This window comes from Olsenella absiana, assembly GCF_036408855.1.
Lineage (GTDB): Bacteria > Actinomycetota > Coriobacteriia > Coriobacteriales > Atopobiaceae > Olsenella_K > Olsenella_K absiana.
The window spans coordinates 42,706-66,341 of record NZ_JAZGJQ010000004.1; the positions used below are offsets into that span (position 1 = coordinate 42,706).

Sequence of the window (23,636 nt, forward strand, 5' to 3'; positions counted from 1 at the left end):
GTCGAAGGGCCGGCGGCGGCGCGCAGCCAGCTGCCAGCCCGGGTTACAGAGTCTGAGTGTAGCCGCCGCGCGGGGCGCAGATGTCCTTCGAGGGGGTCTGCACACGGCCACCACGCGGCCGCGGGGGGCCGGGCCGCGCGCGGGGCGCGGGAGCGCGGGGGCCTGGGCGGCTCGCGCGGGGCACGGGAGCGCGGGGGCCTGGGCGGCTCGCGCGGGGCGCGCCTACACGAGCGGCTTCAGGAAGTCGCGCAGCTCGTGGTAGTAGGTCGCAGGGTCGACGAGCGCGGACTCGAGGTGCCCCGCGCCCCTAAACATCCTGAGGCGCCTGTTGTCGCCCGCCGCGGCGCCGCTCGCCGCGTCGTAGATCTTCTTGGCCATGTAGGGCGGCACGATGGCGTCGCGCTCGCCCTGGAAGAGCAGCAGGGGCACCTGCGCGTGCGCGGCGGCGTCGGCGGCAGAGGCCAGGGCCAGGTCGAAGCCGCCGGGCATGAGCAGGTAGACCGCACGAATCGCGTCCAGGGTCGGGTGGACCGGCGCGCCCTTGGCGCGAAGCAGGCGCGCCAGGCCGTTCCAGGCGTCGGAGTAAGCCGAGTCGCACACGCAGGCGACGACGCCGGACGGCAGGGTCTTCTCGCCCGCGGCGATGCAGGCCGCCGCCCCTCCAGCGCCCTGGCCGTGCAGCACGATCCGGGCGCCCTCGTCCTCGTTGCGCACGATCCAGCGGCACCACTCCACGAGGTCGGTGCGGTCGAGCCAGCCGAGGCCTGGCCTCCTGCCGCCGCTCGCGCCGTGGGCGCGCAGGTCGGGGACGAGGAGGTTGAAGCCGAGCGCGGCGTAATGGCGCGCGTAGAGCATCACGTCGGTCCAGCCGCCGCCGTAGCCGTGGACGAGCACCGCCCACCGGGAGCTGTCGAGGGCGCACTCGAAGACGTGGGCGGCCAGCTCGCAGCCGTCCTCCGCCGTGAGGGTGACCTCGCGCGGGGCGACGATCGCGTCGAGCCACTCCTCCGTCAGGTGCGCCTCCGCGACGCGGTTGGTCTCGATCAGCGAGAGGGTCTCGGCGTCGCCGCGGTGCGACCGCTCGGCGAAGGGCTGGTCGGCGGCCGGGCGGCCGAGGGGCGCGCCGAGGCGGCGGACCCGCTGCGCCTGCTGGGCGAGGGCACCCTCGGGGTCGGCCCTGAGCGCGTGGCGCTCCGCGGGCGTGAGCTGGGGCGCCCGATGCGGGCGGAGGAGGTAGCCCACGAGGACCGAGGCCGTCGCCACGGTCACGACGACCAGGGCGATTGCCACGACCAGGAAGAAGGCGCCGTCGGCGACGCTGCCCGAGGCGAGGCGGGCGATGCCCCACAGGAGGACGGCGAGCACGAGGGCGGCGAAGGCGAGCGCGTGGCACAGCCGGGGGCGCTCGTCGTGCCTGCCGACGAGGTCGATGCCGGAGGGAAGCTTGAGGCGCCTCTCCGCGACGGTCCCGAGACCTTCTCCCCCTCCTGGCATGTTCCACCATCCTTTGCATACACGGAGCCCAAAGGCGCAGCTCACGAGGTTGCTCGAACCATCCTATAGTAGCGCCGCGGACGGATGCGGGCAAACGCGGGGGCGTCTATGCAAAAGCGCGGCAGGCACCCCGCCCTAGGCCAGCAGGGCGAAGTAGGCGACGACCAGGGCGCCGAGCACGATGCGGTACCAGCCGAAGGACTCGAAGCTGTGCTTGCGCACGAAGCCCATCAGGAACCTGATGGCGGCGATCGAGACGAGGAAGGCCACGACGCAGCCCACGAGCAGGGTCATGCCCTCCGTCGCGGTGGGGACGCCGCCCGCGAGGAGGTACTTGACGAGCTTGAGCGCGCTCGCACCGAACATCACGGGGATGGCCAGGTAGAAGGTGAACTCGGACGCCACGGTGCGCGAGCAGCCGAGCAGGAGGCCGCCGATGATGGTCGAGCCGGAGCGCGAGGTGCCGGGCACCAGCGAGAGGACCTGGAAGAGGCCGATTCCGAGCGCCCTGCCCCAGCCGAGCTCCGAGATGTCCTGGACGGGGGCCTCCTCGTCGGCGAGCACGGTGGCGGAGGCGCCCTCCGCGACCTCGGGCAGGGCGAAGTGGGCGCCGCCCGAGGAGGTCAGCGCGCGGGCCCTGCCGGCGCGGACGCGCTCGATCACGATGAAGGCGACGCCGTAGGCGACGAGGGCGGCAGCCACGACGAAGGGGCCCTCGAGGTGCTCGGTCATCCAGTCGTCCAGCGGCAGCCCCACCACGGCGGCCGGCACGCACGCCAGGACTATCTTGCCCCACAGCGTCCAGGTGCCGCGGCGCTCCTCGGGCGTCTTGGCGCGCGAGAAGGGATTGAGCTCGTGGAAGAACAGCACGAGGACCGCGAGGATGGCGCCGAGCTGGATCACGACGAGGAACATGTTCCAGAACTGCTCGGTGACGTCGAGCTTCACGAACTGCCCGAGAAGGAGCATGTGCCCCGTGGACGAGACCGGCAGCCACTCGGTTATGCCCTCCACCAGGCCGAACAAGGCCGCCTTCAAGAGTTCCACCAGATTCATGAGCCCCTCCTAGAACGTTGCAGGACGCGCTCCCGGCGCGCCGGCGCGGATGTGCCTGTACATAATCCACCCCTCGGGGCGCCCGGGCCCCATCAACATAAAAAGGGGACAATGCCGGCGCGCGCCCGGCGGGACCCGGGGCGCGCGTCCTTCTCCCTGCCTTCGCCCGGGCGCCCCGCACGCCCGCCCACCGGCACCGCGCGCCCACGAGCGGGCGCGCGCGTACGGGCGCGGTTGCTAGACTCGAGGCGTACGGCAGGTCCGATCGAGAGGCAGGTAGCACATGGCGGACGAAACAAGGGTATGCCCCAGCCTGAGCGAGCTCGGCTACGACAAGGTCTTCGTCTCCCTCGACGGCTCCGAGCAGCAGGGCAAGGTGCTTGAGCGCGCCATCGTCACGGCGGCAAACAACGGCTCGGAGCTCTACATCGGGCACGTGATCGACTCGTCGGCCCTGGAGACCACGGGGTCGTTCCCCGCGGAGCTCGTCAAGGAGCAGGAGCAGAGCTTCCGCGCGAGCATCGCGGAGGAGGTCGAGCGGGCGCGGCAGATCCCCTCCATCAGGGGCGTCGAGGTCCTGGTGAAGTTCGGCCGCATCCGCGAGACCCTGAAGGACGAGATGATCGACGAGATCGAGCCCGACCTCATCATCTGCGGCGCGCGCGGGCTCTCCTCGATCAAGTACGCGCTGCTCGGCTCCATCTCCACCTTCCTCGTCCGCAGCGCCCGCTGCGACACGCTCGTCATCAAGTAGCCCCGGCCCGGCGGCGGCGCCCGGCCCGGCGGCGGCGCCCGGCCCGGCGGCGGCGCCCGGCCCGGCGGTCCCGACGTGGTGTTTTTCTGGCTGTCCACTACATATTGTATGATGGGGGCGCTGTCGGCGTAGGCACCGGCGGCGCCCCCGCTTGCTCGCATGCCGCTCGCAGGGGTCAAGACGGACGAGACCCGGAGGTATGCCCATGAGAGACCGCAAGACCCAGGGGGAGGGCCGCCGCGCGCGCGGCGCGATCGGACGCGCCGCGACGATCGCATGCTCGACGCTCGCCCTCACCGGCTTCGCCCTCGCGCCGGCAGTCGCCCAGGCCGCGACGGCCGACGAGCTCGCGAGCGAGGCGGCGAGCCTCAACCAGCAGCTGCAGCAGGCCACGCAGGACTACGCGTCCGCGCAGGCCGAGGTGGAGGGCATCCAGTCCTCGATCGACCAGAACGAGGAGGACGTCGCCGCCCTCGAGGCGGAACTCCCCGAGAAGCGCGCCAGGGCTGCGGAGTCCATCCGCACGCTCTACAAGTTCCAGCAGGGCACCCCGGGGCTGATCGAGCTCATCCTCTCCTCCGAGGACTTCAACGACTTCATCTCCACCGTCACCTACATCGACGCCATCCACCAGCGCAGCACCGAGCAGGTGACCGAGCTGGCCACCCTCTCCGACGAGCTCGCGCAGAAGCGCGCCGAGCTCACGAGCCAGAGGGACGAGGCGCTCCAGCGGCAGCAGACGGCCGAGCAGGCCCTCTCCTCCGTGCGCACCGCCCAGGCCAGCGTCCAGGCGCAGGCCGACGAGCTCGCCCGCCAGGAGGAGGCCGAGCGCCAGGCCGCCATCGCCGAGGCGCAGCAGGCCGTGGACGCGGCGGCCGGCGCCGCAGAGGTGAGCCCGGACGGCACGTCCTCCTCCGACGCCGCCCCCTCCCAGGCGACCTTCACCACGAGCTCCGGCAACACCGCCGCCGTCGAGGTGCCCTCCGCCCCGAGCGCGGACAACGCGGCCGTCTCCGAGAACACCACCACCTCCGAGCAGGACGGCTGGGCCGCGCGCATCGACGCCTACCTGGCCGGCTCCCCGCTCGCGGGCCAGGGCGCGACCTTCGCGGCCGCGGCCGCCCGCTACGGCGTGGACCCGCGCATCTCGCCGGCCATCTCGGCTGTCGAGAGCTCCAAGGGCGCCGTCTGCTTCCGCCCGCACAACGCCTGGGGCTGGGGATCGAGCAGCTGGTCGAGCTGGGAGGAGGCCATCTACGCCCACGTCTCCGGCTTCGCCTCCGGCTACGGCTCGACCATGTCCATGGCGGTCGCCCGCAAGTACTGCCCGCCCACCGCAGGCGAGTGGTACGCGAGCGTCCTCGCGGAGATGAGCCGGATCTAGGGACCTGCGGCGCGCCGCACGCCCGGCCGCGCGCCACGCACACGTCGCGAGACGAGTTCCGGGAAGGCCCCGGGGCGCCCGTCGAGGGCAGCCCCGGGGCTTGTGCTTTCTCGGGGCTCGCTCCCCAGGCCCCAGGCCCCCTCGGATGCCCATGCTAGAATGTGGCACCAAAAACCCAGGCGCCCGCGCGGCGCCGTCCGAGGAGGTCCGCCTCATGCCCATCGACTACACCCAGCCCCTGGAGACGCTCGCCAGGGGCAGCCGCCACGCCGGCTTCACCGTCACCGACCAGATCCCCCTGCGGGAGATCTCCGGCTACGCCTACGTCATGCGCCACGACGCCACGGGCGCCCGCCTGCTCTGGCTCGCCTGCGCCGACGACGACAGGTCCTTCTCGATCGCCTTCAAGACGCCGCCGGCCGACTCCACGGGCACCTTCCACATCCTGGAGCACTCGGTCCTGTGCGGCTCGGACCGCTTCCCGGTGAAGGAGCCCTTCGTCAACCTGCTCAAGACGAGCATGCAGACCTTCCTCAACGCGCTGACCTTCTCGGACAAGACCATGTACCCCGTGGCCTCCACCAACGTGGCCGACCTCGAGAACCTCATGGACGTCTACCTCGACGCGGTGCTGCACCCGGCGATCTACAGGCGCCGGCGGATCTTCGAGCAGGAGGGCTGGCACCTGGAGCTCGTCGGCGAGGACGGCAGGCCCGCCGCGCCCGCGGACGCGGACGCGCGCCTCGCGCTCAACGGCGTCGTGCTGAACGAGATGAAGGGCGCCCTCTCGGACCCGGACGCCGTGGTGGAGAACGGCCTGGACGCCGCCCTCTTCCCCGAGAGCCCCTACCGCTTCGAGTCGGGCGGGGACCCGCGCGAGATCCCGACCCTGACCTACGAGGCCTTCCTCGACAACCACGCGCGCCACTACGACCTCGCCAACAGCTACACGGTCCTCTATGGAGACCTCGACATCGAGCGCGAGCTCGCCTTCATCGGCGAGCGCTTCGACGGCGCCTGCCGCCGCGGGGCGGGCGCCCCCAACCCGCTGCCGCTGCAGCCGCCCGTCGTGGCCGCGCCCCGCACCGTGGAGATGGCGACCGCGCCGGAGAACGCGCAGGTCGCCCTCGCCTACGTCGTGGGCACGGCGGCCGACCGCGAGCGGGTCCTCGCGGCCGACGTCCTGGTGGACGCCCTCGCCGGCTCCAACGAGGCCCCGCTCAAGCGCGCCGTGCTCGACGCCGGCCTGGGCGACGACCTGGAGGCCGTCCTCGTCACCGGCGAGCTCCAGCCGCGCGTCGTCCTCGCGCTCAAGGGCGCCAGGCCCCACGTGGCGGAGAAGTTCCGCGAGCTCGTGGAGGCCACCTGCGCCAGGCTGGCGCGCGAGGGGATCGGCCGCGAGCGCCTCGAGGCCTCGCTCGCCCAGGCGGAGTTCAACCTGCGCGAGGGCGACACGGGCGACTGCCCCGACGGCGTCGTCCACTCGATCCGGGTGATGGCGAGCTGGCTCTACGACGACGCACGCCCCGTGGACTACCTGCGCTACGAGGACGCGATCGCCCACCTCAAGGAGGGCGTGGCCGAGGGCGCCTTCGAGCGGCTGCTCGACGAGGTCGTCTGCCGGAGCGCGCACTCGGCCCAGGTGGAGCTCGTGCCCTGCGAGGGCGGTGCCGACGACGAGGAGGCGGCCGAGCTCGCCCGCAGGAGGGAGTCGCTCTCCGACGCCGAGCTCGCACGGATCGCGGAGGAGGTCTCGGCCCTGCGCGAGGAGCAGGAGGCGCCGGACTCGCCGGAGGCCCTCGCGACCCTGCCGCAGCTCTCGCTCGCAGACATCGGCCCCGCGCGCGAGCGGCCGGCCTGCCCCATCGTGGAGGCCCCCGCCCCCTGCATCGCCCACGAGCTCGACACCCGCGGGATCGACTACGTCTACCACTACTTCGACCTCGACGGCATCGGCTTCGAGGAGCTGCCCTACGCGGCCGTCCTCGCCGACGTCCTCGGCAAGCTGGACACCGCCGAGCACACCGCCGCCGAGTTCGACACCCTCTCGGAGCGCCGCCTGGGCGACCTCGCCTACTTCGTCGAGGCCTACGACGACCACGCGGACCCCACGAGGTTCTCCGCCCACTTCGTCGTGGCGGCGAGCGCCCTCTCGGAGAACGTGGGCTGGCTCGCGAAGCTGCCCGCCGAGACCTGGTCCGAGACGGACTACGCCGGCTCCCTCGACCGCATCCGCGACATCCTGCAGCAGCGCCGCGTCGCCATGGAGCAGACCTTCACCAACGCCGGCCACGCGGTGGCGCTCTCGCGCCTCGACTCCTACTTCTCCCCCTCCGCCGCCTTCGTCGAGAAGGTCGGCGGCGTGGACTACTACCTCTTCCTGAAGCGGCTCCTCGCCAACTTCGACGAGCTCGGGGGCTACCTGGCGGACCGCCTCCTGGACGTGGCGCGCCGCGTCTTCTCCAGGGGCAACCTGACCGTGAGCTTCGTGGGCCCGGCCGCCGACCGCGCCCGCTTCTGGGAGGCGGCCGGCTCGCTCGGCCTCTCGGATGCGCCGCGCGGCCACTACCTCGAGGTCCCCGCCCCCAAGCCCGCCAACGAGGCCTTCGTCACCCCCTCCAACGTCGCCTTCGTCGCGCTGGGCGCCCCGCGCCGGGCGAGCGACGCCGGCGGCTGGGGCACCTGGCAGGTGGCGGCGCGCGCCCTCTCCTTCGACTACCTCTGGAACGAGGTCCGCGTGAAGGGCGGCGCCTACGGCGTGGGCTTCAGGCGCACGCAGGCGGGCCTGCGCGAGTTCTGGTCCTACCGCGACCCCTCGGTCGACGCGACGCTCGAGCGCTACGCCCGGGCGGCCGACTGGCTCGCCGCCTGGCAACCGAGCGAGGCCGAGCTCGAGGGCTACGTCATCTCCGTCGTCGCCGCCATCGACGCGCCGCTGAAGCCGCGCCAGCTCGCCCGCAGGCAGGACGCCGACCTCTTCTGCCACAGGCCCGACGGCTGGCGCATCGAGATGCGCGACCAGGTCCTGCACGCCACGCCGGACGCCGTCCGCGCCCTCGCGCCCTCCCTCGCGGACGTCGCGGAGTCCGGCGCCGTCTGCGTCTTCGGCTCACGCGAGAAGATCGAGGCCTCCAAGGCCGACCTCTGCGTGCACGACCTCATGGAGGCCGTGCCCTCCGCCGGACCCTTCGGCGACGACGCCCACGAGGACGGCTGCCGCTGCGGCCACGGCGACGGGTGCTGCGATGGCGACTGCTGCCACGACCACGACGGGGGCGAGCGCTGATGGCGGGAGAGTCCTGGGTCGGCGGGATCCTCGACTGGGGCGGAAACCTCCTCAGCGAGTACTCCACCAACGCCCCGGACACGGTCCGCTGGGTGCTCAACCGGGGCTTCGACGCGGTGAGGTGGGGCACCAGGCACCTGCCCAACCGCAGGAAGCTCCCCTCCGGCCAGACGGCGTCCAGGATCGCGCTCGAGAGCGTCACGCGCGCCCTCGACGACTTCGGCGACGCGGTGGTCACGAGCATCTGGCTGCCGAGCGAGCCCTTCCTGGCCCTCGGCACCAACCCGGTGTGCGCCGAGGCGCTCGCCGGGTTCGTGGCGGCCGCCAAGTCCGAGGCGGGCTTCGCCGCCGAGGCCGAGGCCTGCGGCATCCCGCCGACGTACTGCTCCTACCACCGCGTCCTTCTCGGCATGGCGGCCTCCAACGTGCTCGAGTCGCCGCGCATGCTCGCGAGCTGCTCGGTGGCCTGCGACGCCAACAACCTCACCTTCAAGGCGCTGTCGCGCTACTGGGGGACCCCCCACTTCTACGTGGACGTCCCCTACGAGACCGACGAGGCCTCGATCCGCTACGTGGCCGACCAGCTGCGCGAGATGACCCACCAGGCCGAGGAGGTCTTCGGCAGGAGGCTCGACGAGGAGGCCCTCAGGGCCTGCGTGGACAGGACCAACCGGACGCTCGACAACCTCCAACGGGCGCTCCCCCTTCGCCGCGGGCGCTACCTCGCGAGCGACATGGGCCTGGAGATGCAGGAGGCGCTGGCCGAGCACCTGTGGCTGGGCACGCCCGATACGCTCGCCATGAGCGAGCAGCAGCTGGACGACTTCGCGCATGCCGATTCCTACCAGGGGCTCAACCTGGTGTGGGCGCACACGCCGCCGTTCTTCCTCGACTCGCTCAAGCGCCTCCTCAACCAGAGCCAGGAGGCGCAGATCGTGGCCTCCGACATGCTCTACGACCAGGTCCTGCCCGAGGGGCGCGCCTTCGGGGCCGACCAGCCCTTCGAGTCCATGGCCGAGCGGCTCGTGCGCTGCTGCTTCAACGGCCCCGCCGACCGGCGCGCCGCCCGGCTGCTCGAGCTCGCGCGCGCCACGGCGGCCGACGGCGCCGTGGTCTTCTGCCACTGGGGCTGCAAGGAGACGGCCGGCGCGGCCCAGCTCATCTCCTCCACCCTGGAGGAGGCGGGCTTCCCGACCCTCGTGCTCGACGGCGACGGCTGCGACCGCTCCAACGACATGGAGGGCCAGATGTCCACCAGGCTCACCGCCTTCCTCGAGATGCTCCGAGCGCGGCGCGCCGAGCTCGCCGCCGAGGGGGCAGGCCATGGCCAGGCGCGCTAGCCGGGGCACCCGGGGGAGGGAGCCGCTGGACCTCTACGGCGACGTCGTGGGCGCCGCCCTCGCCCGGAGGCCCTCCCTCGCGCGCGACGCGCTCAGGGCGGGGTTCGACTTCACGGCGTGGCGCGTCTCGCACCTCCCCGACAAGGACGCGCCGCTCTCCTCCCAGCACGCGGCCGAGCTCTTCTTCACCCGGCTCACCGGTGCGCTCGACCACCCCGAGTCGACGGCCGTGACCAGCCTCTTCCTGCCGACCGAGGTCTTCCAGGCACTGGGGGCCTCCCCGGTGTGCGCCGAGGCCCTCGCCGGAACCTGCGCGGGCGCCCACGCCGAGGTGCCCTTCGTGACGGCGGCCGAGGGGGCAGGCATCCCCGAGACGTACTGCTCCTACCACAAGGTCCTCATGGGGATGGCGACCTCGGGCGTGCTGCCGCCGCCGCGCATGCTCGCGAGCTGCTCGGTCGCCTGCGACGCCAACAACCTCACCTTCAAGACCCTCGCCGACCTCTGGGGGGTCCCCCACTTCTACGTGGACGTCCCCTATGAGGTCACGCGCGACTCGGCGCTCTACGTGGCCGAGCAGTTCCGCGGGCTCGCGCGGGCCGCCGAGGAGTGCTTCGGGCACAGGCTCGACGAGGCGGAGCTCTCGGCCTGCGTGGCGCGCTCCCAGCGCACGCTCGCCCTCCTCGACCGGTCGGTCGACCTCAGGCGCGGGCGCTACCTCGCGGGCGACCTCATGGGCCACCTCATGGGCGCGGTCAACGCGCAGCTGGCCCTGGGCACCACGGCCGAGCAGCTCGTGGCCACGCAGCTCTGCTGCGACCTCAAGGCGGCGCCCGCCTCGCGCGGACTCGACCTCGTATGGGTGCACACGGCCCCCTTCTTCCTGGCGCCGCTGACCTCCCACCTCGACCGCAACCCAGATGCGCAGGTCATCGCCACCGACATGGAGCTGTGCTGCCCGGGCGGCGAGGCGCCCTGGTTCGGGCCGGACGAGCCCTTCGAGGCGATGGCCGAGCGCATCGTACGCAACTGCTACAACGGCCCGGCGGAGCGGCGCGTGGCGCGCGTGCGCGAGCTGGCCCGGCGCTCTGGGGCGGACGGCGTGGTGGTCTTCAGCCACTGGGGCTGCAAGCACACGGCGGGCGCCTCCCAGATCATCCGCGCCGAGCTCGAGGAGGCGGGCTTCCCCACCCTGGTGCTCGACGGCGACGGCGGGGAGCGCCAGAACAACATGGACGGACAGATGCGCACGCGCTTCGAGGCCTTCCTCGAGCTTCTGCGCACGCGCAGGGAGGAGCGAGATGACTCCTAGCACTTCCACGACGAGCACCACCACGACGGCCGGCGCCGAGCCGCGCACCGTCTTCTACGCCTGCAAGTACACGCCGGTCGAGCTCCTGGCGGGCTTCGGCTCCCAGGCAAGGCTGGCCGAGGCGGACGTGGCCTCCTTCGACCACGCCGACGCGCTGGCCCACCCCAACCTGTGCGGCTACGGCAAGGGCCTCATCGAGCGCCTGCTCGCGCCGGACGTGCACGAGGTGGTGCTCGTGACCTGCTGCGACGTGATCAAGCGCTGCTACGACGTGCTCAGGCGACAGGGCAAACTCGACTTCGTCTACCTCCTCGACCTGCCGCACAAGCGCGGCGAGGCCGAGCGCAGGCTCTTCCGGGCACGCCTGGCCGGCCTCGCGGAGGCCTATGCGGCCTACTCCGGCGAGACCTTCGACGTCGGCCGGGCGCTCGCGGCCTGCAAGCCACCCGTGCCCCGCACGGACGAGCGCGTCACGCTGCTCGGAGCCCACGCGACCTCGGCGCTGCTCAGGACCGTCTCGCGCGACGTGGGCATCGCGGTGGAGAACGCGACCTGCACCAACCGCCAGCTGCTCGTCTCCCCGCCGCCGCAGCTCGCGCGCATGGCCGCCGCAGGCGACTGCGAGGCCTGCGAGGCGCCCGCCGCGCCGGGCCAGGTGGACGTGGGCCGCGCCGGCGGCACGCTCGACACGTTCCTGGACTGGTACGCCGAGGCCCTTCTCGACCAGATGCCCTGCATGCGCATGGACGACGTCTCCCAGCGCAAGGCACTGCGCGACGAGAGGGGCGAGCTGGGCGTCGTCTATCACACGATGAAGTTCTGCGACTACTACGGCTTCGAGTACGCCGAGGCCACCCAAGACGGAGGGACCCCCATGGTCAAGATCGAGACGGACGGAACCTCGCAGAGCGCCGGGCAGCTCAAGACCCGCCTGGCCGCGTTCGGCGAGACCCTGCGCGGCGTGTCGCGCGCCAGGAGCGCGGCGGGCGAGCGCCGGGAGCGCGGGGGCGCCAAGGACGGCGCCAGCTACGTGCTGGGGATCGACTCCGGATCCACCTCCACCGACGCCGTCGTGATGGACGCCGAGAGGAACCTCGTGGCCACGGTCATCCTGCCCACGGGCGCCAAGGCCACCGAGGCCGCCGCCCGTGCCAGGCAGGAGGTGCTCGAACGGGCGCACCTAGGAGAGGAGGACCTCGCGCTGGAGGTCTCCACGGGCTACGGCCGCGAGGCAATACCCGGCATGGACGCCTCCATCACGGAGATCACCTGCCACGCCCGCGGTGCCCACTACCTCATGCCCGAGGTCAAGACGGTCATCGACATCGGCGGCCAGGACTCCAAGGTCATCCACCTCGACGAGGCGGGCGACGTCATCAACTTCGTGATGAACGACAAGTGCGCGGCGGGCACCGGGCGCTTCCTGGAGATGATGGCGCGCACCCTCGAGATGCCGCTGGCGGACTTCTGCGCCAAGGGGCTCGAGTGGAAGCACGACGTCAAGATCTCCAGCATGTGCACCGTGTTCGCGGAGAGCGAGGTCGTCTCCCTCGTGGCCAACGACACCCCCACCCCCGACATCATCCACGGCCTCGACAAGTCCGTGGCGAGGAAGACGGCGACCCTCGCCAAGCGCGTGAGCGCGGAGCCGCCCTACCTCATGACCGGCGGCGTCGCCAACAACGAGGGCGTGGTCAAGGCCCTGGAGGCGGTGCTCGGGGCGCCCGTGGCGACCCACCCGGACTCCCAGCTCTGCGGCGCGATCGGCGCGGCCCTGCTCGGGCTCGAGTCGCTCGCCTAGGCCGCACGACAGACGCACGACAAGGGCGCCGGTCCCGTCGGGGGACCGGCGCCCTTGCTCGCAACGGTGCCGCCGCGCGGCGCCCGCTGCCGGCACCTCCTAGACGAGCAGGTCGTCCACCCCGAGCTTGGGCACGTGGTGCACGTTGGGCGCGGTGCGCCAGTAGCGCAGGCCGTGCTCGGTCGTCGCGGGCTCCAGGACCACCCGCTCGTCGGCCGCGGGCCTGCCGAGGGCGACGAGGAGGACGAGCTGGTAGCCGTCGGGGACGCCCAGGATGCCCGCGGCCTCCTTGTCGTAGCTCTTGATCATGCAGGTGCCCAGCCCCTTCGCGCAGGCCGCAAGGCAGAGCGTCTGCGCCATGATGCCCGCGTCGACGTTGCGCAGGGGCGAGGCGGCCGAGGCCTCGGGACAGAGGATCCCCATGTAGGCGCCGGGAAGCTCGCCCTCGGCCGGGCCTTCGAAGTCCTTGAGCGCCCCGGCCCAGCCGTGGTGGCGCGCAAGGAGCGCGACCGTCTCGGGGTCGTTGGTAACGGCGAGGCGCAGGACCTGCAGGTTGTTGCCCGAGGGCGCGAGGCGGGCCGCGTCCACGAGTTCGCGCAGGATCTCCTCGCCCACCTGCTCGCCGCTGAACCTGCGGTAGGTGCGCGAGGCGCGCACGAGCTCGTGGAAGCCCTCGTAGGAGGCGGGTCCTGCGGGCGAGCCTCCCGTGGCCCCCTCGGCCGCCGCGTCCTTCTCCGCCTCCGCGGCCCTCTCCGCCGCCTCGCCCTTGCCGGGCTCGCTCGTGCCCTCGTACATGTGGCTACCGCCTTCCATATCGCCTAGATGCCCGCCGCGCCGATGGCCGCGACGGCCTCCTTGATCGTCTCCACGGGCGAGACGAGCGCGAAGCGCACGTAGCCCTCCCCCGCCGGGCCGAAGCTCCTGCCGGGGGTGACGATGACGCCCGAGCGCTCCATCAGCTCCACCACGAAGTCCATGGAGTCCATGCGCCCGTGGGGGATGCGCGCCCAGACGAAGAGGGTGCCGTGCGCGTTGGGGCGCTCCCAGCCGATGGCCTCGAGGCCGTCTGCGAGGGCGTCGCGACGCTCCTGGTAGCGCAGACGCTGCTCCTCCACCTGCTCGCGCGGGCCCGTGAGCGCCGCGATGGCGGCGTCCTGCTCGGGGTAGAACATGCCGAAGTTGACCTGACTGCGGAGCTTGCGCGTGGCCGCCACGATGTCCGGGCGCCCCACGAGGAAGCTCAGGCGACAGCCGGTCACGTTGTAGGACTTGGAGAGCGAGAGGAACTCCACGCCCACGTCGAGCGCGCCGGGATAGCTCAGGAAGGAGCCGCCCGCCGGCCCGTCGAAGACGATGTCGGAGTAGGCGTTGTCGTGGATCACGACGATGTCGTGGCGCCTGGCAAAGTCGATGACCTGCTCGTAGACCTCGGGCGTGCCGACCGAGCCCACGGGGTTGGCTGGCAGCGAGACCACCATGTACCTGGCCGCGTCCGCCACCTCGTCGGGGATGCCGGCGACGTAGGGCAGGAAGTCGTGGTCGGCCGTCAGCGGATAGTAGGCCAGCTTGGCGCCGGCGAGGAGGCTGCCAGCGCGGAAGACAGGGTAGCAGGGGTCGGGCACGAGGACGGTGTCGCCGGGGTCTGCCAGCGCCTGGCAGACGTAGCCCATGCCCTCCTGCGTGCCGGCCACGCTCATCACCATGTCGGGCGTGATGCCGTCGACGCCGTAGCGGCTCGCGTAGTAGTCACACACCGCCTGGAGCAGCTCGTCCTTGTCGTGCAGGGAGTACTTCCAGTTCTCGGGGTCGCGCGCGCTCTCCACGAGGGTGTCGACCACGTGCTGGGGAGGCGCGAAGTCCGGTGTGCCGACCGACAGGTCGTACACCGTGCGGCCCTCGGCCTCGAGCTCGCGGCGCTTCGCGTTGAGCGCAGCGAACACCTCGTCGCCAAACAGGTCCAACCTCTTCGAGAACCGCATCCGCACCTCCCGGGACGCACCCTACCCTGACCCGTCGATTCTTGCATAACTCTTGGCCGCCCATGCCAGGCAACCGGCTCTTAGCCAGCAAACGAAACAATCTTCGAACCGCGCCCCCGCGCCGGGATGGCGCACAATGGGGCGGGAGAAGCCCCGCAGGGCGGGAGGGCGCCAGCCGCGCCAGTCCCGCGCGAGGAGCCCGCGGACCCGAGGAGGACCCATGCGCTACACGCTCGACGAGCTCTGCCGCCTGATCGACCACACCAACCTGCACCCCGACGCCACGCACGAGGACCTGGCCCGCCTCTGCGACGAGGCCGTGCGCTACCACTTCAGGATGGTGGCGGTCAACCAGGTGCAGTCTGCGTTCTGCGCCGCACGGCTCGCGGGCACCGACGTCCACACCGGCGCCGCGATCAGCTTCCCCCTCGGCCAGACGAGCATCGCCTCGAAGGTCTTCGACACCAAAGACGCCCTCTCCCAGGGTGCGAACGAGATCGACTACGTGGTCAACCTCACCGAGGTCAAGGCGGGCAGGTGGGACTACGTGGAGCGGGAGATGCGCGAGGTGGTGGCCGTCTGCGACGAGGCGCACGTCCCCTCCAAGGTCATCTTCGAGTGCTGCCTGCTCACGCAGGAGGAGAAGCTCGCGCTCTGCCGGATCGCCCGCGAAGTGGAGCCCACCTTCGTGAAGACCTCGACGGGCTTCTCCACCGGTGGCGCCACGGTGGCCGACGTCCGCCTCATGCGCGCCAACGTGGGCGAGAAGGTCCAGGTCAAGGCCGCGGGCGGCATCCGCACCGCCGACGACTTCCTCGCCATGGTCGCAGCCGGCGCCACGCGGGTCGGCTGCTCCAAGTCCATCCCCATCGTCGAGGAGCTCCGCCGTCGCATGGCGGAGGCGGGCAGGGACTACGTCGAGCTGTAGCCGGCCTGGCACGCGGCCGGGGCGACCCGGCGGAAAGGTGGTCCCATGAACCAGGAGGAGCGTCGCCGCCGTCTCATCGAGGCGCTCAAGGCGGAGCGGGAGGAGTACGCGGGCATCGTCGTGCCCACAGACGAGCGGCGGCAGCGCGACCAGGTCCGCGTCCTGCTCAACGTGAGGCCCCCCGCACCCGCCAGCGAGGAGCTGCTCGCCGCGCAGGACGACTACCTCTCCCACCTCGCCGAGGAGCGCGGGGTCATCCGTCCGGATGACCTGCCCTTCTCCGACGAGGGGATCTGCGTCTGGCGGGGAGACATCACCAGGCTCGCCGCGGACGCGGTGGTGAACTCCGCGAACGACCAGATGATGGGCTGCTTTGAGCCCCTCTGCGGCTGCGTCGACAGCGCGATCCACACCCAGGCTGGCCTGCAGCTGCGCGCGGACTGCTACCACTTCATGATGGAGCAGGGCCACGCGGAGCCCGCCGGCGGGGCCAAGATCACCTACGCCTACAACCTCCCCGCGCGCTACGTGATCCACACCGTGGGGCCGTGCGTCGACGGGGCCCCCACGGCGCGCGACCGCGAGCTCCTCGCCTCGTGCTACCGCTCGAGCCTCCGCCTGGCGGGGCGCCACCGGCTCGCGAGCGTCGCCTTCCCCTGCATCTCGACGGGGCACGGAGGCTTTCCCGCGGCGGACGCCGCCCAAGTGGCCCTCGACGCGATCCGCTCGACGCTGCGAGACTGGGGCGGTGCGGAGAAGGACGTCGCCGCGCCGGCCGCCCCGAGGCCGAAGGTGGTGCTCGTCTGCCACACCGAGGAGGGCTACGACGCCTATCGCGCGCTCCTCTGAGGCACCGACGCCCGCTCGCAGCCCAGGGACGCGCCCTTCGGCGCACCCTCCTGCGGGAGGGGCGCGCGATGTACGACGCCGACATATGACAAGTGGAGCTCACCCCCGAAGGGACGAACCCCACCTTGTCGGCAAGAGAAGTGAGCAAGCGTTCGGCGAAGCCAACCGGGCTCAGGATTGCGGTGCCCCTCCCCCGCTCGCTGGCAGACATGATACTCCGGCGATTGTTGACCCCAGATGTCCGAATGCCGACAGATTAGAAAACCCTGGCATCGGTAATCGCCGGCGAATGACCAGCCCTCCTACCTGCGGATCTGCGAATAGAGCCGTCTACTACTTGATGCTGAAAAGCAATCAACCCGAGAAGCGCCTCCACAAGTAGGCCTCGGGCGACCACACGCCGAGACGCCGCTACCCCTCGACAGTCCCCACCTGCGGGCGCTGCCGCGCGTGCGCCCAGACGAGAATCGCGACCCCCAGCACGACGAGCGGTAGCGAGAGAATCTGCCCCATGGTTATGACGCCGCCGAGGAGGTAGCCGAGCTGCTTGTCCGGCACGCGCACGAACTCCACGAGGAAGCGGAAGACGCCGTAGCACGCGAGGAAGGTGCCGAGGAAGGTGCCCTGCGGCCGCGGCGGCACCCTGCGCGAGAGCGCGAAGAGGACGAGGAAGAGCACGACGCCCTCGAGGAGGGCCTCGTAGAGCTGGGAGGGGTGGCGATAGACCGCGCCGCCCGTCTCGAACATGACGCCCCAGGGCAGGTCGGTCGGCTTGCCCCACAGCTCCCCGTTCACGAAGTTGGCGCAGCGCCCGAAGAACAGGCCGATCGGAGCCACGCAGACGCCCACGTCGATCATGGTCGGGATGGAGATTCGCGAGGTGCGACAGACGATCGAGCCGCCGACGATGGCGCCGACGAGCCCGCCGTGGAAGCTCATGCCGCCCTGGTTTATCGCGAGGACCTCCAGCGGGTGCTCGAGGTAGTAGCCGGCCCCGTAGAAGACCACGTACCCCAGCCGTCCGCCCACGATGATGCCGAGCGCGATGCCGACGACGACGTTCATGAGCGCGTCGGCGGAGATGTCGAGCCTCCAGCGACGGATGATGCGCCAGGCCATGAGCCCGCCGAGCACGAACCCGGCGAGGTACGCGATGCCGTACCAGCGCACGACGACGGGCCCCAGCTGGAAGGCGATGGGGTCCAGGGAGTGGTAGAGGTCGTTCAGGAACATGCGTGCTCCAACCTACGGGCGAGGCGGCGCAGGCGACCGCTCGGGGCCTGGCGCCGGGTTCGAGAAGAACGGGCGGGGACAGCGTACAACGTCGTCCCCGCCCGCGGCAAACCTGCGGTCCCCTGAGACCAGCGCATCCGAGCCTCGGGTCACCCCGCCTACTTCTCGCAGGATACCCTGTGGGCCAGGCGCCTGTCAGGCACTACCTAACTCACCTACCAGGCGTTAATGGTCGCGTCCATCCAGGCGATGCGTCGTGCGATCCACTCGCGCATCTGCAGGGCGCGAGCGAGGAAGTCGTCCGCATCTCCCCTGTCCCAGAGCAGGCCGTCCATCCGTGCGGTACGCACGATTCCCTCCGCAGTCCGCTCGACCAGACCCGCACCGCCGTCCTTGTCAGAGAGCAACGTGCCCTCCACGTACGGCTTGAGCCTCTCGTTGAACTCCCGCTTGATCTCCTGGCGCACCGCGGGGTCGCCGAGGAAGAACTCGTAGTGCTCAGAAGCGAAGCCCTCGGGGCTCTCGTAGCCCATGCCGACGTTCCAAGGGCTGACGCCAAAGCCCTGGTCGAAGTCCCAGATGGGTCCTGCGTAGACGAGATCTTCGCCCTTGTCCTTGTAGAAATACGTCGACGAGTGGCGAATGTAGTCGCTGTTCTTGGCGAACTCCTCCACGAGGAACACCCTCGCAAGGGAAGTGACGTCGAAGCCAGCGCCCGCGTCACCGGACCTCGCGGAGTCAATCGCCGCCTGGACCCGCTCGCTGATGTAGCGCACCTGCTCCTCCGAGGCGTCCTCCGGGCTCTTGAGCACGAAGTGCCCGATGCTCGTGTCGAACCAGCTTCGCTCAGACGCGTAGTAGCCGTTGTCAAGCTCGAGAAGGTAGCCGCCCGAGAGGTCGGCAGGAGCCTTCACGCCCGTCACGTAGCGGTACTCCCGACCGTAGGAGTTGGTACCGTAAGCCGTGGGATGGCTCTCGACGGATACGTCGTCCACCGAGTCGTTCTCGATTTCGTCGATTTCCACGCGACCCTTGCCGACCTCGACCTTCTCGCTCAGGAGATAGGTACCGCGATACTCGCCGTCGTAGTACAGGTCGACGGTCCTACAATCTGGCGTTGAGACGAGCCCCATGGACAGTCCGGTCCTGGCAGCCACGAACTGGTGCAGCAGTGTCCGGTCATAGGAGTTGGCGAGAAGGAGCCACTTTTTGGCCTTGTTACCCTTAGTGCCGTCCACGAGCGAGGCCTTCTTGTCGAGCTTGATTTGATAGGGCTTCTTCTCTGCAAGCCAGGTGCTGTTGCCGCGGCCTTTGATCTGGTCGAGCCTGCCGTCGTAGGTGACGGTCCCGTCCACCTCGGCGAGGACCATGCTCCCCTCGGACTTGAGCGAGTGGTCCGTACTCGACTCGACGTAGCTACGTCCCTTGAGGAAGGGGTCATCGCTCGTGAGGAACAATGCTGGAACGTTGGCAGACCTCATCACATGGATGAGGAGCGGGGCGTCTCCCTCGGAGAGCCTCAGGAAGACGCGGTAGGCACCGTCGCTGTCCCGAACAAAGCCTCCGGAAACGAGGTCGATCGCCGCACCCGCCTTCACGAACACCCCGGCGTCATCGCGAGTGGCAGAGGCGTAAAAGCCCCCACGGCCAGGGACGAAGGCGGTGAGCACCGTCTGGGAGAGGTCTGCACAGGAGGGCAGGAAGAGGTAGGGAGAGTCAGCGACCAGCGTCGAGAGGATGCGCTCCTCGGCACCCTCCTGGGTCGAGACGGTCGCGCCCACGTTGGTGATGCCCAGGGAGGCTGCACCGACGGTGCGCAGCCAGAACCTCTGCGCGATGCTGGCGTTGTCGTTGTAGCCCTGGACGTTCGTCCCCTGGCCGAAAACGGCGCCGTTCACGTCGAGCGCAAGTCCGCTCCTGGAGAGGAGGCCGAAGCCGTCCCAGTGCAAGGTTGCCTTCCAGAGCTGGGAGTCCTCGGGCTGCTCACCGGCCAGCCACTGCAGGGCGTTGGAGCCTTGCTCCGTGCCGGTGAGGGTGAGGTAACCCCCGTTGCGCACGTTGCGAACAACGTAGTATCCCTCGTCGCCGTAGCGGACGAGCTCAAACTGCTGGGCGGCGGAGCCGTTGTCCCGCCAGAGCTGTACGTTGGCGCCCACCTCGCGCGAGCCGGTCGCGTCATCGAGAACGTAGGCGGTGTCCCCGCTCGTGTGGATGGTGTATCGACCCTGCAGGAGCTCGCCCCTGCGCTCGAGGACCCACTTCTGCGCGGTCGAACCGTTGGGTGCGTACTGCTGGACGTTCGCCCCGTCGGTGCTTGAGCCGCCGGAGACGTCTAGGGCGAGGCCGGAGTTGGCGGAGACGATTCTGTAGGAGCCGTCATCCTGACCTTCGATGGACCAAGCCTGCGCCCAGGTCCCGTTCTCGTCATACTGCCACACGTTGGCGCCGCTCTCATGGGAGGCGCCAGAGACGTCCAGCACCTTGCCGGAGCCGATGTTCTTGATCGTGTAGTACCCCGTCCGCTCGTCATAGCGAACGTTGAACCTCTGCGCGGTGCTGGAGTTGGTCCCCCAGATCTGGGCGTTGGTGCCAGCGGACATGCCTGACCCGTCGATGTCGAGTGAGCGGTCTCCTGAAAGGGAGGACGCTATACCGTAGACGCCGTCCTCGACCGTCCTGGGCGATTCCAGGTACCAGCGCTGCGCCACGGTGCCGTTGGCACTCCAGAGCTGCAGGGGCGACCCGTTGCTCAGGAGGCCGTAGCGCACGTCGAGGGCGAGCGCTCCCCCGTCGGCCGATCGCAGGGCCGAGAGGAACGTGTAGCTCCCGTCCCCGTTGTCGACGACACGCCAGCGCTGAGCGGACGTGCCGTTGTAGGCGTACTGCCAGACCTTCGCACCAGCGGCCGCCTCCCCGCAGGCGACGTCCAGCACCTTGCCGGAGCCCACGTTATAGATAACGCTGTACTCGGTGTCCTCGACACGGCTGATCCTGAAGCGCTGCGCCTTGGTGGAGTTGTCGTCGAAGACGTCGACGTCCGCGGCGTCCTGATCCGACCCCGCGAGGATGTCCAGGTTCTTCTTGGTGGAGCCGTCCTGGACGGAGATCTCGTACACGCCATCGGGGACGATCGCGGAGGACTGCCCAGGGGCGTCCTCCGAGGAGGGCGACCCGGGCTCGGAGGCCCCGTCCGAGGCGACCGCCTCGCCCGCGGCACCGTCGGCCTCACTTGAAGCGCTCCCAGCCTCCACCGTCCCGCCCTCGGGGCCCGCACTGGAAGCACCCGCGCCGTCGTCGCCTTCAGAGACGGGCTCGCCGGATGACGTCACGGCCACCTCTGTCTCGGACGCCCCGGCCTCGTCGGCTTCGCCCGTGGCGACCTCCGAGGAGGTCCCGCCGGTGGCCGCAGTCCCCTCCCGGGACCCACCCGACGCGGCAGCGGCAACGACGTCGCTCGCGCTGACGTTGCCGAACGTAGTCCCAGCCTCCACGGCGAACGCCGCGGTAGGCACGGAAAGGATGACAGAGACCACGGCGGCGGCCGTCGCCTTCTTTATCGCATCCATCGAATCCCCCTCGAATGGCCGCAAGATCATATCTAGGCACAGGAGCGACACATGCATGATAGTTTAAGCCTAATGTGCCCGAAGGCGACTGCCCGAAGAACCTGCGTGCGCACGAGACTCGGTAGGTGGCGCCGCGACCCAGAGTACGGACGGAAGAGGAACTCGCCTACGCCTGCGTCGACCAACCTTTGCATAACCAAACCTTGTAGCTGAAAACCAAGAGGTCAGTCGCTGTGTTAATGTGGTTCGGTAGTCTCTGGCGCTGTCTCCTACATTTTTAAGCAGGCATCCGTTCTCCCGAGGCACTTCGCGGGAGCTTGAGTCTGGGGTACATACGTGTTAAGAAGCAGCAGGCCACAGGGGGCTGGTGGAAGTTCAGCGCGTGGCAGGCATTTTACATCAAGAAACGTGCACTCGAATGGCTTCGGTCGAGAGGCCGCCCCGAGTGCTGACGCCGCCCACTTCACCGTAAAATCGCTCGTCTCAATCGTAGTGGTATTCGCAATTGCGCTCGTTGCCGCCCTCTGCGTCCTGCCTGCGTCGGCGAGGCTATGGGGTCGCACGCTCGAGGCAGCGCCCGCCGTCTCGTCCATGGAGCTGTCAGGTGTGGACGAGACCTCAGGTGGCGTCTTCCAGGCGACTTCCGACGCACCCTCCGTCACGCTGTACTTCTCGGAGCCCTTCGACCTCGACACCGTCAGGATGAGTCTTTCAGACGAGGGGAACACGCATACGACCGTCTGGGACTCGCTCGGCTTCCACGCGGGCAGGATGCTCGACGTGACCGTCTCCTCACGCACGGAGGGGACGTCCGTCTACACCGGGCCGGTCTCCCAGAGGCTGCTCTCGGGCGACCCCTCGTCCGAGGTCGTCGTCATGCCAGAGACCAGGGAGGGCGTGGACTCGGTCCGGCTGGACTTCCCCAACGTGACGGCCGGCGAGACCATCTCGCTCTCCCAGGGCTTTCAGGCAAACCAGGCCGTCCCCGTCGTCGTTCACTGGCCCCTCGTCATCTTCATCGCAATCATCGGCCTTCTCGTCGTCTGCGCGCTGCCCGGCTCGATTCCCTCGCGGACCCGCTGGCTCGAGTGCACGGCCATGCGCAGGACCGTGACCGCGGGGGTGGTCGTCGTCCTCGGCCTCGTCTCCGTTGCCGCCTCATATGTCAGCGGCCCGCAGGAGGACGTCACGATGAATGAGACCTTCGCGGCCTATAACGACCCGATGCAGTTCCAGCATGTTGCGGAGTCGATGCTGGAGGGCCATGCCTGGATCGACGAGGAGGTGCCCTCTTGGCTCGCCGAGGCGGAGAACCCCTACGACTTCGACTTCAGGAGGTCCGAGAGCCTCAGCAACGGCGAGGCGTACCTCTTCGACTATGCGTTCTACGACGGGCGCTACTACAGCTATGACGGCATCCTCCCCGTCCTCACCCTCTTCCTCCCCTACCGGGCGATCACCGGGACAGACCTCTCCAACAACGCCGCGACCGCGGCGCTCGCCGTCGTGGCGACCGTCATGGCCGTCTGCCTCGCGAACGCCCTTCTCAGCAGGTTCCGACGGGATGCATCCGTGTCCGAGCACGTCTTCGGCATGCTCGCCATGTGGCTGTGCACCTGCGTGCTATGGCTCGCCTTCTACCCGACCGTCTACCACGAGGTAATCCTCTCGGGCGTGTCAGCGGCGGAGGGAGGGGTCGCCCTCTGGATCTCCGCGGATGCCGACGGCAGACGGCCCCTGAGGCGGAGTCGCCTCCTACTGGGCTCCCTCCTCGTCGGCGCGACGCTGCTGGCACGTCCCGCGCTCGTCCTCTGCTCCCTCATTGCGCTCGCACTGTACTGGCACAGGTTCTTCAGGAAGCCCCCTGAAGAGCGGGAGTTCTTCGGAACCTCGGGGACGGCCGCGCTCAACACCGCCCTCACCATCCTCCCCATCCTCCTCATGGGCGTCGTGGCGATGGCGTGGAACTACGCCCGGTTCGGGAATCCGCTCGACTTCGGCTACAAGTACAACCTGACGGGCTTCGACATGGCCCACAAAACCACTTCGAGCAGACAAGTACTGTTCGGCATCTTCATGTACTTCTTCACACCCGTCATCGCCAACTGCAGCTTTCCCTTTTTCGATGCAAATACCCTGTGGTTCACCACTCAACCCTACTCAGACATGATGGGAACCATATCAGGCATTATTATCGAGTCCTATTACGGTGGAATCTTGGCCTTCTTCCCCTTTATCACGCTTGGTATCCTCCTTCTCCTCTCTCCCAAAGCTCGAACGAACCTGAAGAGGATGTTCGGCTCCAAGCTTCCCCTGCTTCTCAGCTTCATCGCGGTGGCAATAGCAATCTTCGACTCTACAGTCGCTGTTACGCAACGCTATCAGGCGGACTTTACATGGCTCCTTTGCTGCTGTTCCCTCATCGCCTACTGCTCCTGGGCTAATGCACGTCAGGAAAACATGAAGGCTTGCCACTTCGCGCTTCTCCCTCTAATGATTTTGCTGTGCGTCTCAGTTGTCTTATGTTTCGCGAATCTCTTCGCTACCGACAGGTATGCAGCCCTTACAATTACGAACCCGTCAGTATGGTGGTCAGCTGAGACATGGTTCCTCGGCATCTCGTAAGACCAAAGTGGAAGCTGCAGAACAGACCA

General features: G+C 69.5%; 15 protein-coding genes. 9 read left to right on the top strand and 6 right to left on the bottom strand.

The features are described from left to right. Positions 1–222: 222 nt before the first annotated feature. Positions 223–1,494 (bottom strand): alpha/beta hydrolase, encoded by a 1,272-nt coding sequence (locus VXJ25_RS05090; protein WP_330958131.1) that lies wholly within the window; start codon positions 1,492–1,494, stop codon positions 223–225. 135 nt (positions 1,495–1,629) lie between these two features. Next, entirely contained in the window at positions 1,630–2,550 is a 921-nt protein-coding gene (locus VXJ25_RS05095; RefSeq protein WP_330958132.1) for an undecaprenyl-diphosphate phosphatase, read from the bottom strand. Between the two features lie 283 nt (positions 2,551–2,833). On the opposite strand from VXJ25_RS05095, the gene VXJ25_RS05100 reads away from it, so the two are divergent. The 6 genes from VXJ25_RS05100 (at position 2,834) to VXJ25_RS05125 (ending at position 12,427) form a co-directional block, all read left to right on the top strand. Then, on the top strand, positions 2,834–3,304 hold the full coding sequence (locus VXJ25_RS05100) for a universal stress protein (RefSeq protein WP_330958133.1): 471 nt from the start codon (positions 2,834–2,836) through the stop codon (positions 3,302–3,304). Positions 3,305–3,509: 205 nt separating this feature from the next. Then, positions 3,510–4,688: a hypothetical protein gene (locus VXJ25_RS05105; RefSeq protein WP_330958134.1), complete on the top strand. Its 1,179-nt coding sequence runs from the start codon at positions 3,510–3,512 to the stop codon at positions 4,686–4,688. A gap of 214 nt (positions 4,689–4,902) precedes the next feature. Beyond that, complete coding sequence (locus tag VXJ25_RS05110; RefSeq protein ID WP_330958135.1) at positions 4,903–7,974, top strand: insulinase family protein; 3,072 nt, start codon at positions 4,903–4,905, stop codon at positions 7,972–7,974. Further along, on the top strand, positions 7,974–9,314 hold the full coding sequence (locus VXJ25_RS05115) for a 2-hydroxyacyl-CoA dehydratase subunit D (RefSeq protein WP_330958136.1): 1,341 nt from the start codon (positions 7,974–7,976) through the stop codon (positions 9,312–9,314). Before VXJ25_RS05110 ends, VXJ25_RS05115 begins: the two co-directional genes overlap by 1 nt. Further along, positions 9,298–10,626, top strand: a complete 1,329-nt coding sequence (locus VXJ25_RS05120; RefSeq protein WP_330958137.1) for a 2-hydroxyacyl-CoA dehydratase subunit D — start codon at positions 9,298–9,300, stop codon at positions 10,624–10,626. The genes VXJ25_RS05115 and VXJ25_RS05120 overlap by 17 nt, the downstream gene beginning before the upstream one ends. Next, on the top strand, positions 10,616–12,427 hold the full coding sequence (locus VXJ25_RS05125) for an acyl-CoA dehydratase activase (protein ID WP_330958138.1): 1,812 nt from the start codon (positions 10,616–10,618) through the stop codon (positions 12,425–12,427). Before VXJ25_RS05120 ends, VXJ25_RS05125 begins: the two co-directional genes overlap by 11 nt. Before the next feature lie 99 nt (positions 12,428–12,526). On the opposite strand, the gene VXJ25_RS05130 is transcribed toward VXJ25_RS05125, so the two are convergent. Both VXJ25_RS05130 and VXJ25_RS05135 read right to left on the bottom strand, forming a co-directional pair. Next, positions 12,527–13,240: a nitroreductase family protein gene (locus VXJ25_RS05130; protein ID WP_330958139.1), complete on the bottom strand. Its 714-nt coding sequence runs from the start codon at positions 13,238–13,240 to the stop codon at positions 12,527–12,529. Positions 13,241–13,245: 5 nt separating this feature from the next. Beyond that, positions 13,246–14,406, bottom strand: a complete 1,161-nt coding sequence (locus tag VXJ25_RS05135) for a pyridoxal phosphate-dependent aminotransferase (RefSeq protein ID WP_330958140.1) — start codon at positions 14,404–14,406, stop codon at positions 13,246–13,248. Between the two features lie 220 nt (positions 14,407–14,626). Between VXJ25_RS05135 and deoC the strand changes: the two genes are divergently transcribed. After that, positions 14,627–15,334, top strand: coding sequence for a deoxyribose-phosphate aldolase (gene deoC, locus VXJ25_RS05140; RefSeq protein WP_330958141.1), 708 nt, complete (start codon positions 14,627–14,629; stop codon positions 15,332–15,334). Positions 15,335–15,379: 45 nt separating this feature from the next. Next, positions 15,380–16,183, top strand: a complete 804-nt coding sequence (locus VXJ25_RS05145; protein WP_330958142.1) for a protein-ADP-ribose hydrolase — start codon at positions 15,380–15,382, stop codon at positions 16,181–16,183. 411 nt (positions 16,184–16,594) lie between these two features. On the opposite strand, the gene lgt is transcribed toward VXJ25_RS05145, so the two are convergent. Beyond that, complete coding sequence (gene lgt, locus VXJ25_RS05150) at positions 16,595–17,416, bottom strand: prolipoprotein diacylglyceryl transferase (protein WP_330958143.1); 822 nt, start codon at positions 17,414–17,416, stop codon at positions 16,595–16,597. A 215-nt stretch (positions 17,417–17,631) separates the two neighbouring features. Next, the gene (locus VXJ25_RS05155) at positions 17,632–20,982 is read right to left on the bottom strand and encodes an RICIN domain-containing protein (protein ID WP_330958144.1); all 3,351 of its coding nucleotides are present in this window, start codon (positions 20,980–20,982) and stop codon (positions 17,632–17,634) included. 606 nt (positions 20,983–21,588) lie between these two features. Here VXJ25_RS05155 and VXJ25_RS05160 point away from each other — a divergent pair. After that, the gene (locus VXJ25_RS05160) at positions 21,589–23,607 is read left to right on the top strand and encodes a copper resistance CopC family protein (protein WP_330958145.1); all 2,019 of its coding nucleotides are present in this window, start codon (positions 21,589–21,591) and stop codon (positions 23,605–23,607) included. Positions 23,608–23,636: the final 29 nt, after the last annotated feature.